Raw genomic sequence first — 16,148 nt, 5'->3', positions numbered from 1 at the left:
TTGACCGTTTCGGGGCCCCTTCCCGGAACCCGCCCGGAGCCTGCCCTGGACCTGCCAGGAACCCGCCGTTGACCTGCCCGGAACCCGCCCTGGACCTGCCTAGAGGGGCACGGGCACCCGTACGCCCACCTTCGTGCGGGTGGCGACCAGTTGGCCCTCCTGGGGGTACGCGTGCCAGGTACGCCAGTGCACCTGGCCCTCGTGGCGCTGCGCGAGCATCGCGGTGAAGGCGTGCGGACTGCCGGGGAAGACCCCCGCGAGACCGTTCGGATGGTCGGCGACGAGGGCGAGCAACTCCTGCGCCCGGCCGGCGAAGGACCCGCGCGACAGCGTCTCCACGCGCGCGGCGAACTCGTACTCCCAGTCGCCCGCCCGCTTGGCGACGCCGAGCGGCAGCGGTGAACTGCTGCCCGCGATGCAGGCGACGGTCTCCGAACAGGTGCCCCGGTCCTCCTCAAGGAGCACCTGGTGGGACGCGCCCAGCAGTCTCAACTGCAGTTTCGCGTCGGCGAGTTCGATGTCGAGGGTGGCGAGCGCGGGCAGCGGTTCGCGTCCGAGGGCCCAGGCGAGGTCGGCCGCGCGCGTGTCGGTGTAGGCGGTGTTGAGGGTCGTGAGCATGGGTCGGCTCCGCTGCACGCAAGGGTGGGATCGGTCCGTCGCACCCCGGTCGGCGCCGGGCGGTGATCCGGGCCCGGTCGGCCAGGTCAGAAGGTTGTTCCGGGGTCTGCGTCGGCGATACGAGGGAATCATGAACGGCGCGTCCGCCACAGCGTTTTTACCCAACTTCGTAGGGTTTCCATCCCCCCGAGGGCTCCACAGCTCAACTGTTCAACCAGAAAGTGCGCCCCTGGGGGGCTCGCAAACAGCTTCACGCCCCCACAACGACGAAGCGCCCCCCCGGGAGATGCCTCCCGAAGGGCGCTCATACGACCGGACGCGATCGCGCGGATCCGGCTGCCACCCGCAGCCCGGCCTCCGCCCGGAGCTCAGCCGCCGCCCGGAGCTCAGCCGCCCCGTGTCAGCTGCCTCCGCCGCATCCGCCCCCGCCGCCGCCCCCGCAGGACGAACCGCCGCCGCACGACGAACTCCCGCCGCCGCACGAGGAGTGGTGACCCGACGAGCCCGACGAACAGGAGGAGCCGCTGTCGCCCCCGCCCGCCACTCCGCCGGCCCACCAGCTGCCGCTCGCGCTGCCGCTGCCACGGCGCGAACGCCCCCGGCCACGACCGCGACCCCGGCCGCCGGATGCGCTCCGCACGACCATCACCACCACGAACCCCACGACGAACAACGCCAGGATGATGCCGATAACCATGGCGCCACCCTCCTTCCGTTCCCCCGAAGCGGCCCCCCGTGGGCTCTGCTTCTCGTCTGTCTGCTGTCTGTTTCCTGCCGTGATCCCTGCTGTCTGATCTCTGCTGTGCTTCCTGCCGCGATTCCTGCCGCCCACCCAGGTGTGCGTCTCGCGTGGGAGGGGGATGCCCTCTCGTCTCACGGACCAAAGCAGAGTTGAGCAACTCCAGAGGTTGAGCGCAGGATGGCCGTTATGACCTCCAGTGCACGCCGCCCCCTTCTCAACCGCCGTCTCGCCGAGTTCGGTACGACGATCTTCGCCGAGATGTCGGCTCTCGCCCTGAGTACCGGCTCGATCAATCTCGGGCAGGGTTTTCCCGACACGGACGGGCCCGAGGAGGTCCGGGAGGCGGCCGTGCGGGCGTTGCGCGACGGGCGCGGGAACCAGTACCCGCCGGGGCCCGGCGTCCCCGAGCTGCGTGCGGCGATCGCCGCGCACCAGGAGCGCCGGTACGGGCTGACGTACGACCCCGGCACCGAGGTCCTCGTCACGGCGGGCGCCACCGAGGCCATCGCGGCCACCCTGCTGGCCCTGGTGGAGCCCGGCGACGAGGTGATCGCGCTGGAGCCTTACTACGACTCGTACGCGGCCTGCATCGCGATGGCGGGCGGCACCCGCGTGCCCGTCACCCTGCGGCCGCACGAGGAGACCGGGGCCGACGGGGCCGTGCGGCGGCGGTTCCGGCTGGACCTCGACGAGCTGCGCGACGCGGTCACGGACAACACGCGGCTGCTGCTGATCAACACCCCGCACAACCCGACCGGCACGGTCCTCACCCGCGAGGAGCTGACCGCGATCGCCGAGCTGGCCGTCGAGCGGGATCTGCTGGTCGTCACCGACGAGGTGTACGAGCACCTGGTCTTCGGCGGCTCCGAGCACGTACCGCTCGCGACGCTGCCCGGGATGCGCGGGCGCACGGTCAGCATCGGAAGCGCGGGCAAGACGTTCTCGTTCACCGGCTGGAAGGTCGGCTGGGTGACCGCCTCACCCGATCTGGTGACAGCGGTCCGCTCGGCGAAGCAGTTCCTCACGTACGTGTCCTCGGGGCCCTTCCAGTACGCGGTCGCCGAGGCACTGGCGCTGCCCGACACGTACTTCGACGCGTTCCGCGCGGACATGCTGGCCAAGCGGGACCTGCTGAGCGCGGGGCTCGCGGAGGCCGGCTTCGGGGTCTTCACGCCCGCCGGGACGTACTTCGTCACGACCGACATCCGGCCGCTGGGCGTGAGCGACGGCTTCGCGTTCTGCCGGGCGCTTCCGGAGCGGGCCGGGGTCGTCGCGATCCCGAACGCGGTCTTCTACGACCACCGGGACGCCGGGGCACCCTTCGTCCGCTTCGCGTTCTGCAAGCAGACCTCTGTACTGGAGGAGGCGGTCAGCCGCCTCAAGACGCTCGCGACGGTGGCGTAGTCGCACATGGCGAAGTGATTCCGGACGCAGGCGGGCTCTCCCACGAAGGGCCCGCCCGTCAGGGCCAGGTGCGCTCGATGCGGTCGTGCCGCACTGCGTACGCAGCCGGGCCGCCCTTCTCGACGGCCCGGTGGATCGCGTCCCGGCTCACGACGAGTCGCTGCACCATCTCGGCGCTGGGAAGCTGCTGGTTGTCCAGGTAGAACAGCACCGCCTCACGTTCCAGAACGGGCCGGATCTCCAGGTCCCGCGTCTTGATCCGCCCGTCCTTCGACAGCGGGATCCAGGACCGGTCGAGGAAGAACTCAGGCGGCAAGGTGCACCACTGCCCGGCAGAGCGCGTCCACCTGCTCGGGCGTCATGTCGTAGTCGTACGCGATGTCCTCGACGGTCTCCCCGGCCTCCCACAGGTCGGTGATGGCCCGGACCGCGACCCGGTTCGCGGCCACCACGGGGAGACCGTGGCCGAACCTGGGGTCGATCACGACGGGGACGGAGTCCGGGTACTGCCTCAGCCGCAGGCTGGAGGGAAAGTCGTCGCCCGGTTCCCAGGTGAGGTAGCGGAGGTAGTCGGAGACCACTTCGTGGATGGGGACCTGGCCGTCGCGGGCTCTGCGGAGATCCCCCCAACCGTGCTCGACGAAGATGTCCACGCCGTCCGTCGCGATCCGCTGGGACACCAGCCCGTACGGGGTGTCGAAGGCGTCCCGTACAGCGGCTGCCGCTTCTCTGATCTCGCTCATACGAAGTCCGAGAGAACGCAGGGAACGCAGGACGTGCGCCTCGGCCACCGCGATGAACGGCACAGAAGGCTGTCCCGCCCGCACCGGCTCGACCTGGTGGACCAGTGGTGTTCCGGCAGCCTTGTTCTGCAACCACGAGCTGAGAGTCGACTGCGGAATCTCAAGGTAGGAGGCCGTTTCCCCGGGCGTCAGCAGCCCGTCCTGAAACCTGTCGACCATGCCCCACCTCCTCTTGGCGCCGGATTTCGCATCGTGCCACATCAAGCCTCCCAGCTGCGGGTGGCCAGCACGGCGGGCCATCGGCTCAGCAGGCCGCACGCAATGGCTCCTGGGAGCGGCAGTCCCGGCAGCGGCCCGGTTGCGGCGCGCGGAAGGCCCGGTCGCAGCCGTCACAGTTCCGGAGGGGTACGAACGACGGCCGTACGGGGACCTCCGGGCTTCCGAGCCGTACGGGCGGGGCGGCGAGCGGGGTCTCCTTGAGCCGGTAGGCGAGGAGGCCGGCCGGGCGGGTCAGGAAGGTGTCGGGGAGCCGTGCGGTGAGGTGGTCCGTGATGTGCGTGGGCAGAAGGCCCGCCGCGAGCCACTCGGTGACGGCCGGGGCGAGACGCGCTGCCTCCTGCTCGGACAGCACGAGGCGGGGGTCGATCCGGCGCAGAGCGGCAAGGACTGCGACCGCTCGGGGGTCGTTGGCGGTGGCGGTGTCGGTGAGCGGGGGCGGTCGCTCGGCCTCGGCGGTTACCTGCGGGTGTGCTGTCCCCCGCATCGCTTCCCGCGCGGGCGGAACCGCCTCCGCGACAGGGACCTGCTTACGGGGCCGGGGTGGCCTGGGCGGCTCAGGAGGGCCGTCCGGATTCGGTACGCCGCCGGGGACGTCGTAGAAGTACGTCCGGGTACGGACCTGCCCGGTGGGCGTCCGCTCGCGGCGGCGCTCCAGGTATCCGGCCGCTTCGAGTTCCCTGAGCGCTCGCGAGATCAGGATCTCGCCCTCACTGAAGTGCTCGCACAGGGCGGTGATCGTCACGGAGGAACCGTCGGGCAGGGAGGAGATGTACGCCGCGACGCCGATCGTGACCGCGCTGCCGCGTCGCTGGGCGAGGGCGTTGGCGAGGACGGTGAAGTCGGCGGTGAGGCGGGTGCGTACACGGATCACGCCGGAAGTCGGAGTTCCGGCGTCGGCGCGCAGGCGCGCGTTAGACTGCGAATCAGCCATCGGGAAGCTTTTCTCTTCCTGGTTGGTAGCCATCAGGAAGGTGTTACTTCCTGGCGGTCAGGCCCTCGTTCGGGATGCCAGTCCCGGCCGGGGGCCGTATCTGTTTGCGGTTGTCGCGGCGAACGTAGCCGCCCGGATCTCGCTGCTGCAAGCCGGTCACTCGGACGGGTGACGCGGGCTTCCCGCGCGGGGAGGGCGGGTGGGCGGGTAGTTCTTTCCCCCGGTTCTTTCAGGAGGTCAGTGGCTTGCCGGACCCTCGCGGACAAGGGCCCGGCAAACCCGGAACGTGGACCGCCGCCGGGGTCCGGTCGTCTCAGGGACGGTGGGGACCGGCTTTCAACTCGCCTGCAAAAGCGGTCCGGGAGGCGGTGCCGAAGCACAGCGCCTTGCGAGGGGGAAGACCGAGCAGAGCCGGGCGCCTTTTTGTCACAGCTGTCACAGCTGTCACGGCTGTCACGGCGGCGCGCCGTAGCAGTGGAATATCGGGGTGAATCGGACCCGCTCGGGCGCGCGTTGCTCGCAAAAGGTGGCAATTGCCCGCAATCTTCTGATGTGACCCTCGCACGAACCCTCGCGCCCTCCCCCGTCACGCCACCCGCCGGGACCGAGCGTCCGCCGCGGCGCCGCCGTCGGGCGCTTACCGCCACGATGGGTACAGCCCTCGGGCTGTTCGTGGCGGCCCGGCTGCTGGGTGCCGCGGCCGTGGCCCTGACCGCCTGGGCGGTCGGCGAGCACCCCGTCCTGCTGCTCGGGCGGTCCTGGGACTCCATCTGGTATCTGCGGATCGCCGGGGACGGCTACGGCCGCAGCCTGCGGTTCCATCCCGACGTCGTCCACAGCGACCTGGCGTTCTTCCCGCTCTATCCGGGCTTGCTGCGGGCTGTCACCGAGCTGACTCCGCTGAGCGGCCCGGCGGCGGGGCTGCTGGTGTCGTGGACGGCCGCCGGGGTCGCCGCCTGCGGGATCTACGCGATCGGGGCCCGGCTGCACGACCGGGCCGTCGCCACCGCCCTCGTTCTGCTGTGGGGCCTGCTGCCGCACTCCGTGGTGCTGTCGATGGCGTACACGGAGCCGGTCCTGACCGCCTTCGCGGCCTGGTCGCTGTACGCCGTCCTCACGGGCCGGTGGGTGTGGGCGGGCGTCCTCGCGGCGGGCGCGGGGCTGGCCCGGCCGAACGGGTTCGCGGTGGCCGCGGCGGTCCTCGCGGCGGCGGCGTACGAGCTGTACCGGCGGCGCGGAAAAGTTACCCACAGGCTGTGGACGGGCGCGGCGCTCGCCCCGCTCGGCTGGGTGGCGTACGTGCTGTGGGTGGGGCGGCGGCAGGGCGATCCGCTCGGCGGGTACTTCGAGGTGCAGCGGCTGTGGGGCTCGCGCTTCGACTTCGGCCTGGACGCGCTGCGCTTCGTACGGCATCTGCTGCTGGAGGGCGACCTGCTCGTCTTCCCGATGTCGATGGTGATCGTCGCGGCGGCGCTCCTGCTGTACGGGCTGCTGCTCGCGGACCGCGCTCCCGCGCCGCTGCTGGTCTACGCGGGCGTGCTGCTGTTCGTGGCGGCCGGCGGCGCCGGGTTCTTCGAGTGCAAGCCGCGGTTCCTGCTGCCGGCGTTCCCGCTGCTGCTGCCGCTCGCGTGCGCGCTGGCGCGGACGGCGAGAGCCCGGCCCTGGCACGCGACCCTGGTGGTCGGTGCCCTGGCCGGGCTCTCGTTCGCGTACGGGGCGTATCTGGTCGTACTCGCCCACAAGCCGCTGTGACGTGCTGTGACGTGAGGACAGCCGCTGTGCGGACTACTCGTCCTCTTGGGGCTTCTCGGCGTCGTCGATCTCCTGCTCCAGGCCGAGCTGCTCGACGAGCCACTTGTCGAACTCGATGGCGGCCCGCACCCAGCTGACCGTCGACGACACGAAGTGCTCCAGGCTGACGCCCGTGCCGATCAGCATCTGCGCCTCGCCGATCAGGCGGACGGTGCCGTCGTCGTGCGTGTGGCTGTAGACCTTGGGCCACAGCGTGCGGCGGTTCCAGTCGTCGATCGATTCGAGCAGGTGGAGCTTCTCGTCGATCTGGTGCGGCCGGTCGTAGAACGTCCGCACCGAGAAGACCTGCTGGTCGTCCTCACCGCGGAACATGAAGTACGTACGGAACTGCTCCCACGGCGCCGCGAGGTCTCCCTCGTCGTCGACGACATACTTCAGCTCCATCTGGTCCAGGAGCTGCTTCACAAGGTCCTGATCCGGGACGACGGGGCCCGCCGGTCCGCCGGGGTTCGGCTCTGGCTGGCCCCCGAAGTTCGGAATCGAGGACGGGTCGATGCTCACCGTGATTTTCCCTTCGTACGGATTCCGCCATCCTCTCCCATCCGGGGCGGGGGCCCGCAACCCCCGCCCCCGCCGGTGACGGAATTCCGCTCAGAGCGTTTTGCCGAGCGCCGGGCCGCTCGCCGGGCCCTCCGTGCCGCCTGTCGCCGGGCCCTCCGCGGCGACCGTCACGGGTCCCGTCGCGGGTCCGACGATCAGGCCGTCGCCGAAGGCGTCCACGCGGACCGTGTCGCCGTCCTTGACCTCGCCGGAGAGGATCTCCTTGGCCAGCCGGTCACCGATGGCGGTCTGGACGAGCCGCCGCAGCGGCCGGGCCCCGTACGCCGGGTCGTTGCCCTCGTCCGCGAGCCAGGCCAGCGCCTCGTCGGTGATCTCCAGGGTGAGCCTGCGCTCGGCGAGCCGCTTCGCGAGACGGCCGACCTGGAGCTTGGCGATGCGTTCCAGTTCCGCCTTGTTCAGCGCCGAGAAGACCACGAGGTCGTCGAGCCGGTTGAGGAATTCCGGCTTGAAAGAAGCCCTCACCACCTCCATGACCTGTTCCTTCTTCTGCTGCTCGCTCGTGACGGGGTCGACCAGGAAGTGGCTGCCCAGGTTCGAGGTGAGGACCAGGATGGTGTTGCGGAAGTCGACCGTCCGGCCCTGCCCGTCGGTGAGCCGCCCGTCGTCCAGGACCTGCAGCAGGACGTCGAAGACCTCCGGGTGCGCCTTCTCCACCTCGTCCAGGAGCACGACGCTGTACGGGCGCCTGCGCACCGCCTCGGTGAGCTGGCCGCCCTCCTCGTAGCCGACGTAGCCGGGAGGCGCGCCGACGAGGCGGGCCACGCTGTGCTTCTCGCCGTACTCCGACATGTCGATGCGGATCATGGCCCGCTCGTCGTCGAAGAGGAAGTCCGCGAGGGCCTTGGCCAGCTCGGTCTTGCCGACACCGGTGGGGCCGAGGAAGAGGAACGAGCCGGTGGGGCGGTCCGGATCGGCGATCCCGGCGCGCGTACGGCGTACGGCGTCGGAGACGGCCTGTACGGCCTCGCTCTGGCCGATCAGACGGCGGCCCAGCTCCTCCTCCATGCGCAGCAGTTTCTGCGTCTCGCCCTCCAGGAGGCGGCCGGCGGGGATGCCGGTCCAGGCGCCGACCACGTCCGCGATGTCGTCGGGGCCGACCTCCTCCTTCACCATCGTGCCCTTGGCGGCCTCCACCTCGGCCTCGGAGGCCTCCTCCAGGTCCCTCTCCAGGGTGGGGATCTCGCCGTACAGGAGCTTGGAGGCGGTGTCGAAGTCGCCGTCGCGCTGGGCCCGCTCGGCCTGGCCGCGCAGCCCGTCGAGCCGCTCCTTCAGCTCACCGACGCGGTTGAGGGACTGCTTCTCCTTCTCCCAGCGGGCGGTGAGACCGCGCAGTTCCTCCTCCTTGTCGGCGAGGTCGCGGCGCAGCTTGTCCAGGCGCTGCTTGGAGGCCGCGTCGGTCTCCTTGTCGAGCGCCAGCTCCTCCATGCGCAGCCGGTCGACGACCCGCTGCAGCTCGTCGATCTCGACGGGCGAGGAGTCGATCTCCATGCGCAGCCGGGACGCGGACTCGTCGACGAGGTCGATGGCCTTGTCGGGCAGGAAGCGGGAGGTGATGTACCGGTCGGAGAGGGTCGCGGCGGCGACGAGCGCGCTGTCCGCGATGACGACCTTGTGGTGGGCCTCGTAGCGGCCCTTGAGGCCGCGCAGGATGGCGATGGTGTCCTCGACGGTCGGCTCGGCGACCAGCACCTGCTGGAAGCGCCGCTCCAGCGCCGGGTCCTTCTCGATCCGCTCGCGGTACTCGTCGAGGGTGGTGGCGCCGACCATGCGCAGTTCACCGCGGGCCAGCATGGGCTTGAGCATGTTCCCGGCGTCCATGGCCGAGTCACCGCCCGCGCCCGCGCCGACGACGGTGTGCAGCTCGTCGATGAAGGTGATGATCTGCCCGTCGGAGTCCTTGATCTCGGCCAGGACGGTCTTCAGGCGCTCCTCGAACTCACCGCGGTACTTGGCCCCGGCCACCATCGCACCGAGGTCGAGCGACACGAGCCGCTTGTTCTTGAGGGACTCGGGCACGTCGCCCTTGACGATCCGCTGGGCGAGGCCCTCCACCACGGCGGTCTTGCCGACGCCGGGCTCCCCGATGAGGACGGGGTTGTTCTTGGTGCGCCGCGACAGGACCTGTACGACGCGGCGGATCTCCTGGTCGCGGCCGATGACCGGGTCGAGCTTGCCGTCCCGGGCCGCGGCGGTGAAGTCGGTACCGAACTTTTCGAGTGCCTTGTACTGGCCCTCGGGATCCGGGGTGGTCACCCGGCGCCCTCCCCTGCTCTTCTCGAACGCGTCCAGCAGCTTCTTGGCGCTGGCCCCCTGCTGGGAGAGTATGTCGCCGACCTGACCGCCCTTGGCGGCGATCGCGATCAGCATGTGCTCGGTGGAGAGGTACTCGTCGCCCAGCTCCCTGGCCCGCTCGCTCGCGTCGGCGATGACCGCAAGCAGCTCACGGTTGGGCTGCGGCGGGGCGACGGTGGAGCCGGTCACGCTGGGCAGCGCGGCGAGGACGCGCTCGGCGCCGGCCCGTACGGCGGCCTGGTCGGCCTCCACCGCGGCCAGCAGGTCGGTGATGTTCTCGTTCTCCTGCCCGGCCAGCAGCGCGAGCAGCAGGTGCGCGGGGGTGAGGTCGGGGTGACCTTCGGACACGGCCCTGCTGCTGGCCGCGTTGATGGCGTCCCGGCTCCTGTTGGTCAGCTCGGCGTCCACGTTCGCGTTCTCCTCCTCGTGCTGTTGCTCGTACTCACGCTCGTGCTCGTGCGGTGTTGGCTGACCCAACCAACGTACACAAAGTTGAGTCTATTCCACTCAAGGGGGCTCGGGGGGCCGTAGCGCCTTCAACGGGCTAGGTTCCGGTCCATGGCCTCGTACCCCGTGAACCCGCGCGATCCCGGCGACTCCTTCCTCGCCTTCTGGCGGGAACGCCACGTGTGCACCCTGAGCACCTTCCGTCCCGACGGCACCCCGCATGTGGTGCCCGTCGGCGTTACATACGATCCCGAGGCCGGTCTGGCTCGGGTCATCGCCTCCAGGTCCAGCAAGAAGGTACGCAACGTGCTGGCCGCCGGGCCCGACGGGATGCGGGTCGCCGTCTGCCAGTTCGAGGGACGGCGGTGGGCGACGCTGGAGGGGCGCGCGACGGTGTCCGGGGACCCGGAGCGGGTCGCGGAGGCGGAGCGCCGCTACGCCGAGCGCTACAGCAGGACGCCGTCACCCAATCCGGCCCGGGTGGTCATCGAGATCGACCTGACGGCGGCGATGGGCAACTGCTAACACCCAGCAGGGCACGAGGCCGGTTTTCACCCTTGTGGAGCCCCGGGGGAGGCATGAAGCATGCCTGCTGAAACATGACTGCCGGAACATGCCTGAAAACTGCAGCGGCGTCACCGTGTTCAGGTCACGGTGACGCCGCTGCGGGGGGAAGCGCCTGAGCGATCTACTACGACGGGGGAATCGCGTCAGGCACTGCGGGGGGTGGCTGCGATGGTTCGTACGTCCGGGGCCTCCGGCTCGTCCAGCCGATGGTCGCGCTGATCGAGGTTCACAAAGATCATTCCGTACCGAATGGCGCACCGTACCGGCTGCGGCGCCCCCCGAGGCCGTCGCAGACACCGGTACGCCCGTACGTCGTCCTCGTCGTCCCGGGTCACCACGACCGGCTCTCCGAAGACGGTCACCATCAACGAGTCACCGCTGTGGGGGATGGCGGTGGCCAGGTCGATGAAGTGCCAGCCGGATCGGTAGGCGGTGGCCATTTCTCTGCGGAAGGATCGGTCGTCGGGAGGAGTTGTCATGTCAGCCCCCGGAACCGTCGTCCACCGGCGGGGCCGGCCAGTGGGAGTCCGGCACACCGGCGGTCTCGTAGTCGATCGCCGCCGCCGGCCAGTGACTGTCGGCCCGGTCGTCACCCTTCGCGAGAGAAGCGTCGCTCAATGCTCCGAATGCCACGACGGCGGAGAAGGCGGCGACAAGCACCGAGCGAAGCATTTTCTTACGCATAGTCGGCTTCGTCCTCACTTGAAAGTTCCGTCTTCCCCCGTCGGGTACGACGATGGCTCATTCGGGCACGTCGTGACCACATAATCGATGCATCATGTTCCTGCACGTTCAGGACCCTGGGGGGTGGAGATTTGACTATAAGCAGAATAAAAGCGACACATCCCCATTCGGTGGCCGAACTGTGTGAGGAAGGTGGACGTCTTTACGCAGACGCTCTACGAGTAGGTCGCATCGCACGCACGGACGTGGAGGCCGCTCCCTGTTTGATGGAGTTCGCGCTGCTTCACCCCGATCCCGACGACGCGGAGTGGCTTCGCCCCGTACCGCCGTCGGTCGCGTTGGCGCAACGGCTCAACCCCATCGAGCGGGAGATCACCGACCGCAGACGGCTCTCCATGCAGCTGGCCGATGCATTCGAGCCATTCATGGCCCTGCGGGTCCAGGAGACGACGACCACCAACTCGATCACGGTCCTGGAGGGCAGCGACCGCATCAACGCGGCACTCAACCTGGCCACGGCCCAGTGCCAGACCGAGATGATCACGATCCAGCCGAGCGACCGCGGTTCGGAGCGCAGCCTGCTGCAAGGGCTGGAGCGCGACAAGCCGATGATCGAACGTGGTGTGCGCATACGGACGCTGTACCAGCACACGGCCCGTTACAGCCCCGAGCGGCTGGGCTACGTCGCCCAGCTCGCGGAGGGCAAGGTCGAGTACCGCACGATCGACGAGCTGGTGGAACGCCTCATCGTCTGCGACGAGACGGTCGCCTTCATCCCCACCCGCGACGACCAGCAGGTCGCCCTGGAACTGCGGCACCCGGGCCTCGTCCGTTATCTGATCAAGGTCTTCGAGTTCGTCTGGGGCCGGGCCGTCCCGCTGACCGCCGGCGCCCCCTACGAAACCTCTCCGGACGGCATCACGAACATCCAGCACTCCATCGCCAAACTCCTGGTGGAGGGCCATGTCGACGAGGCGATAGCCCGGCGCCTCGGCATGAACGTACGGACCTGCCGCGCGCACATAGCGAAACTCGCCACCGCCCTGGGCAGCGGAAGCCGTGCGCAGCTCGGCTACCTGATCGCCATGTCGGGAATCCTGAAGCAGGAGGGGGCCTCGGAGTGAGGGTTCCGCACACGGCACACGACGTGGAGGAACTGTGCGCGGCCGGAGCCGCGTTGTACGAACGGGCCCTGCGCGAGGGGCATGTCCACACCGACGAGGCCGCGGAAGCCCCCTGCCTCGTCGACTTCGGGCTGCTGCACCCGGCCGTCGAGGACCTGAGCGCGCTGGAACCGGTCGCCCCGGTCGTGGCCCTCCACCGGCTGTTGCGGATCTCCGGGAAGCGCATCGCCGACGAACGGCGGCGCGAGGCCCGGCTGACCACGCTGTTCGAACCCCTGCTGCGAGTCCCCGGCCGGCCGGCGGCGACGGACGCGCCCGCGATCACCGTCCTCAGCGGCACCGGACCGATCAACCAGGCCATCACCGAGGCCATGAGCGACGCGACCCGCGAGATCCTCTCCATCCAGACGAGCGCCGGACGCGCGAACGGTCGCCAGGAGGCGTCGGAGGTCGTCGCTCTCCCCCGCGACCAGGCCTTCCTGGACCGCGGCGGCCGGATCCGCGTCCTCTACCAGCACACGCTGCGCCACTCGCCCCACGTCCTGGCGCGCTACGAACAGCTGCGGGGCGACGTCGAGGCCCGCTCCCTCGACGAACTCACCGACCGCCTCCTCGCCATCGACGGCGCCGTCGCGTTCATCCCCGCGAACAAGGACGGCACGCTCGCCCTGGCGGTCCGCCACCCCGCGCTGGTCGGCTACTTCGTCACGACCTTCGAACGGTTCTGGCGGCTCGCCACGCCCATGTACCCCGTCGCCGTACAGCGTCCGTCCCTCAACGGCGTCACCCCGCGCCAGCAGGCCATCGCGGGCCTCCTCGTCGAGGGGCACACCGACGCGGTCATCGCCGAGCGCCTCGGGCTGAACGTGCGCACCGCCCGCGTCCACATCGCCAAACTCGCGGCGACCCTCGGCAGCGAGAGCCGTGCCCAGCTCGGCTATCTCATCGGTCGCTCGGGGATCCTGGACGATTCGGAACGGTGAGCGGCTGGAGTTCCGCGGCGCGCGGCGGCCCGTCCAGGCCCGCCTGAGCGATCCGCACCCCCAGTTGCGTACGGCTGGCGGCCCCCAGCGTCTCCGACAGCCGGGCGATGTGCGCCCGGCACGTACGGACGCTGATGCCGAGGCGCTCCGCGACCACCGCGTCCTGGTGCCCTTCGGCGAGCAGCGCCGCGATGGAGCGTTCGCGGTGGGTGATGCCCTCTATGCCGGTGTCCGGGAGGGGCGCCGTGAGGGGGATCGCCAGCCGCCAGAGCCGTTCGAAGACGGTGACCAGATAGCCCACCAGCGCCGGGTGGCGCAGTTCGAGGGCCATGGTGCGGTCGGGGCTCGCGGGGATGAACGCGACCGTGCGGTCGAAGACGATCAGCCGCTCGGTGACCTCGTCGAGCGTGCGGGCCTCCGCGGCCTCCTCCATCAGCTCCATGTAGTTCCGCAGGCCCTGGCCGTGCCGGGCCACGTGCGTGTACAGGTCGCGCATACGCACCCCGCGGCGGCGCAGCGCGAGCGCCCGGTGCAGGCCCTCGGAGAGTTCGTCCTCGCGGCGGATCCCGCCCGGCTGGACCGCCAGCACCTCGGAGGTGCACGCCTCGGTCGCCTCGTCCATCGCGGCCCGGATCCGGGGCAGTCCGTCGAGCACCCGGATCGCCACCCCCTCGGCGGGTGAGCGCGCGTCGCCGCCGCCGAGGGCCGCGTACCACTCGAAGGCGGACACCGCCTCGCCCATGCGCGACTGGGTCGCGACGACGTGCTCGTGCATCTCCCGCAGCAGCCGCGTCATGACCTCCTGCGGCGAGGTCGGCACCAGCCAGCCCATGTCGTCGGGGTCGGGGTGCAGGAGCGCCAGTTCGACCAGGCAGGGCACCGATTCGGCGTCCTGGCGGGACACCCGGCCGCGCCGCACCGCCCGGGAGTAGACCCGGTCCCCGGCATCGCACAGGCGGTCAGCACCGTGTGGATGCGCTTCCGTCGTGTGCCCGGCCATCTCCCCAACCCCCGGTTCCAGCCTCTTCGGAGCGCAACTATGCGCGGCGTCCCCCGCCTCCGCAACACGGCTCCCCCGCTTCCATGCCCCTCATCGCACCACTTGATCCGCGTTTGCGCACACGTCCGTATGACTCGTTGCAACAAGCTGTAGGGGGCGGCGGCGCGCGCCCCTTCCTCCAGGCACCCCCGGAGACTCCTAGGGGACGCTGCCCACGTGAGCTGCCGGAAACCGCCGGGCGGCGGCCGGGTCGCGGACAGCGTCCGACGTCAGGGCGCGCGTCGGGGCACGGAGAACCGTTGTGGCGCGTACGTGTTGTCCGGCGCGGGGGACGTGATGCCGGAGCGGTCCGGTGGGGCCGGGGTGCCCCGTGGGTGAGCGTCCGACGCGCCGCAACCTACGGAACCGGCCGAAATTCGGCCGGTCCGCGAGGTCCGGTCCGCGAGGTGGGGGCCGCCTGTCCCCCGGCGGGGCCGTCGGAAGCGGGGGCGCCGGCTACTTGATGCCGAGTTCCTCGCATGCCGCGCGGTACTTCGCCGTGCAGATCTCCTCCGCCGAGTAGATGCCGTCCTCGACGACCGTCGACTCGATGGTGCTGCGGGTCAGGGAGGAGACCTGGACGAGGCTGGCGGGGATGCTCTTGTCGGTGGGGCTGGAGACCCGGTCGGGGGTGAGCGAGTCGAACTCGATGCCGTAGCCGCGGACGCGGGCCACGGCTATCTCGGCGGCGGTCTCCGCCTCCTCGGGGTACGGCTTGTAGACGCTCATGAACTGCTCGCCGGCGAGGATGCGCTGCACCGCGTCCAGTTCGGCGTCCTGGCCGGTGATGGGCGGCAGCTTGGTGGCGCCCGCGGCCTTGAGCGCGGAGATGATGCCGCCCGCCATGCCGTCGTTGGCGGAGTACACCCCGGCGATGTTGTCGACGCCGATGGAGGAGATGGCCGCCATCATGTTGGCGCGGGCGTTGGCCGGTTTCCAGTCCTTGGTGTCGTACGTCTTGGCGACGGTGACCTTGTTCCGCAGTTCGGTGAGGGCGGCGGCCTTGAACTGGGCGGCGTTCGGGTCCGTCACCGCGCCGTTCATCATGACGATCTTCTGGGACTTGTCGCCGTCCAGCCGGTCGGCGAGCGCCCTGCCCTGCACCTGCCCGACCTCCTCGTTGTCGAAGGAGATGTACGCGTCGATCGGGCCCTCGGCCAGCCGGTCGTACGCGATGACGGGGATGCCGGCCTTCTTGGCCTTCCTCACCCCGGCGGCGATGGCGTTGGAGTCCACGGCGTCCACCATCAGCACGTCGACCTTGTCATCGATCATTTTCTGCAGCTGCCGGTCCTGTACGTCGGCGTCCTGCTCGGCGTTCGCGTAGACGACCTTGCCCTTGCCGTCCGTGAGCGTGCCGACCTTCTCCTTGATGATGGGGTAGTCGAACTTCTCGTAACGGGAGTTCGCCTTCTCCGGCAGCAGCAGGCCCACCGTGATGTCGTCGCCCTTGGTGGGGCTCGCTTCGGCTCCGTCGTCACCGCTCCCGCACGCGGCGAGGGTCAGAGTCATGGAGCAGACGGTCACGGCCAGGGCGGTACGACGTGTGGCGCGGTTCACTTCAGGTGCCTTCCGTACGAGGGCGACAGTGCGGGCCCAGGTGACAAAAAGACAACGCGGGGGTTCTCGGGGCGTCAAGGAGTAACTGCTAACGACCTCGCAACAGAAGTCTGTGAAGAGTCAGGGCCGAAGTCGGGCGGATGCGCGGAGTGAGAATCCACATCACCCACGCACTCCCCCCCACTCTCCCCGTCGCTTTTCGTTCGCCCCCTCGCACGACCGACGCGACAGAAACGACAGACGCGACAGAAGGTCGCGAGAGGGAGCGAAAAGTGGCAGAACACCACGTCCGGGTCAGCATGAGTACCTGATCGGCGGCGCACGGATTGCGGTGGGACGGCTCCCGGATCTTGCTGGGACCA

15 protein-coding genes and 1 pseudogene are annotated in these 16,148 nt (G+C 70.0%); 5 read left to right on the top strand and 11 right to left on the bottom strand.

Going from position 1 to position 16,148, the window contains the following annotated elements:
• Positions 1-99: 99 nt before the first annotated feature.
• On the bottom strand, positions 100-618 hold the full coding sequence (locus C6Y14_RS19935; RefSeq protein ID WP_107018081.1) for a DUF2617 family protein: 519 nt from the start codon (positions 616-618) through the stop codon (positions 100-102).
• 400 nt (positions 619-1,018) lie between these two features.
• A complete protein-coding gene (locus tag C6Y14_RS19930; protein ID WP_107018080.1) occupies positions 1,019-1,315 on the bottom strand; it encodes a hypothetical protein in 297 nt (98 codons plus the stop codon).
• 222 nt (positions 1,316-1,537) lie between these two features.
• On the opposite strand from C6Y14_RS19930, the gene C6Y14_RS19925 reads away from it, so the two are divergent.
• On the top strand, positions 1,538-2,764 hold the full coding sequence (locus tag C6Y14_RS19925; RefSeq protein WP_107018079.1) for a pyridoxal phosphate-dependent aminotransferase: 1,227 nt from the start codon (positions 1,538-1,540) through the stop codon (positions 2,762-2,764).
• 58 nt (positions 2,765-2,822) lie between these two features.
• Here the strand turns inward: C6Y14_RS19925 and C6Y14_RS19920 are convergent, their stop codons facing one another.
• The 3 genes from C6Y14_RS19920 to C6Y14_RS19910 form a co-directional block, all read right to left on the bottom strand.
• A complete protein-coding gene (locus tag C6Y14_RS19920) occupies positions 2,823-3,080 on the bottom strand; it encodes a PIN-like domain-containing protein (protein WP_225891168.1) in 258 nt (85 codons plus the stop codon).
• On the bottom strand, positions 3,070-3,726 hold the full coding sequence (locus C6Y14_RS19915; protein WP_107018078.1) for a DUF433 domain-containing protein: 657 nt from the start codon (positions 3,724-3,726) through the stop codon (positions 3,070-3,072). The genes C6Y14_RS19920 and C6Y14_RS19915 overlap by 11 nt, the downstream gene beginning before the upstream one ends.
• Positions 3,727-3,811: 85 nt before the next feature.
• Complete coding sequence (locus C6Y14_RS19910) at positions 3,812-4,717, bottom strand: hypothetical protein (RefSeq protein WP_199854783.1); 906 nt, start codon at positions 4,715-4,717, stop codon at positions 3,812-3,814.
• 648 nt (positions 4,718-5,365) lie between these two features.
• Between C6Y14_RS19910 and C6Y14_RS19905 the strand changes: the two genes are divergently transcribed.
• Positions 5,366-6,469 (top strand): glycosyltransferase family protein, encoded by a 1,104-nt coding sequence (locus C6Y14_RS19905; RefSeq protein ID WP_107018076.1) that lies wholly within the window; start codon positions 5,366-5,368, stop codon positions 6,467-6,469.
• A gap of 33 nt (positions 6,470-6,502) precedes the next feature.
• On the opposite strand, the gene C6Y14_RS19900 is transcribed toward C6Y14_RS19905, so the two are convergent.
• Together C6Y14_RS19900 and clpB are read right to left on the bottom strand one after the other, a co-directional pair.
• The gene (locus C6Y14_RS19900) at positions 6,503-7,030 is read right to left on the bottom strand and encodes a YbjN domain-containing protein (RefSeq protein ID WP_107018075.1); all 528 of its coding nucleotides are present in this window, start codon (positions 7,028-7,030) and stop codon (positions 6,503-6,505) included.
• Positions 7,031-7,204: 174 nt separating this feature from the next.
• Positions 7,205-9,790: pseudogene (clpB, locus tag C6Y14_RS19895) on the bottom strand (ATP-dependent chaperone ClpB); the annotation flags it as partial.
• Positions 9,791-9,940: 150 nt separating this feature from the next.
• Here clpB and C6Y14_RS19890 point away from each other — a divergent pair.
• Positions 9,941-10,354, top strand: coding sequence for a pyridoxamine 5'-phosphate oxidase family protein (locus C6Y14_RS19890; RefSeq protein ID WP_107018074.1), 414 nt, complete (start codon positions 9,941-9,943; stop codon positions 10,352-10,354).
• Positions 10,355-10,539: 185 nt separating this feature from the next.
• Here the strand turns inward: C6Y14_RS19890 and C6Y14_RS19885 are convergent, their stop codons facing one another.
• Positions 10,540-10,875, bottom strand: a complete 336-nt coding sequence (locus tag C6Y14_RS19885) for a Rieske (2Fe-2S) protein (RefSeq protein WP_107018073.1) — start codon at positions 10,873-10,875, stop codon at positions 10,540-10,542.
• A 1-nt stretch (position 10,876) separates the two neighbouring features.
• Positions 10,877-11,056: a hypothetical protein gene (locus C6Y14_RS19880; RefSeq protein ID WP_213084356.1), complete on the bottom strand. Its 180-nt coding sequence runs from the start codon at positions 11,054-11,056 to the stop codon at positions 10,877-10,879.
• Between the two features lie 140 nt (positions 11,057-11,196).
• Between C6Y14_RS19880 and C6Y14_RS19875 the strand changes: the two genes are divergently transcribed.
• Together C6Y14_RS19875 and C6Y14_RS19870 are read left to right on the top strand one after the other, a co-directional pair.
• Positions 11,197-12,204: a helix-turn-helix domain-containing protein gene (locus C6Y14_RS19875; protein ID WP_107018071.1), complete on the top strand. Its 1,008-nt coding sequence runs from the start codon at positions 11,197-11,199 to the stop codon at positions 12,202-12,204.
• Positions 12,201-13,187 carry a helix-turn-helix transcriptional regulator gene (locus C6Y14_RS19870; RefSeq protein WP_107018070.1) on the top strand — a complete coding sequence of 329 codons (987 nt, stop codon included), beginning with the start codon at positions 12,201-12,203 and terminating at the stop codon, positions 13,185-13,187. Before C6Y14_RS19875 ends, C6Y14_RS19870 begins: the two co-directional genes overlap by 4 nt.
• Here the strand turns inward: C6Y14_RS19870 and C6Y14_RS19865 are convergent.
• Together C6Y14_RS19865 and C6Y14_RS19860 are read right to left on the bottom strand one after the other, a co-directional pair.
• Positions 13,147-14,187: a helix-turn-helix transcriptional regulator gene (locus C6Y14_RS19865; RefSeq protein WP_199854782.1), complete on the bottom strand. Its 1,041-nt coding sequence runs from the start codon at positions 14,185-14,187 to the stop codon at positions 13,147-13,149. The genes C6Y14_RS19870 and C6Y14_RS19865 overlap by 41 nt on opposite strands.
• A gap of 495 nt (positions 14,188-14,682) precedes the next feature.
• Positions 14,683-15,738 carry a substrate-binding domain-containing protein gene (locus tag C6Y14_RS19860; protein ID WP_107018233.1) on the bottom strand — a complete coding sequence of 352 codons (1,056 nt, stop codon included), beginning with the start codon at positions 15,736-15,738 and terminating at the stop codon, positions 14,683-14,685.
• Between the last annotated feature and the right edge of the window lie 410 nt (positions 15,739-16,148).

The sequence above is a fragment of the Streptomyces dioscori genome (assembly GCF_003024195.1).
Lineage (GTDB): Bacteria > Actinomycetota > Actinomycetes > Streptomycetales > Streptomycetaceae > Streptomyces > Streptomyces dioscori.
The sequence above is the reverse complement of the archived record's forward strand: the minus strand, read 5'-3'. Positions and strand labels throughout refer to the sequence as shown.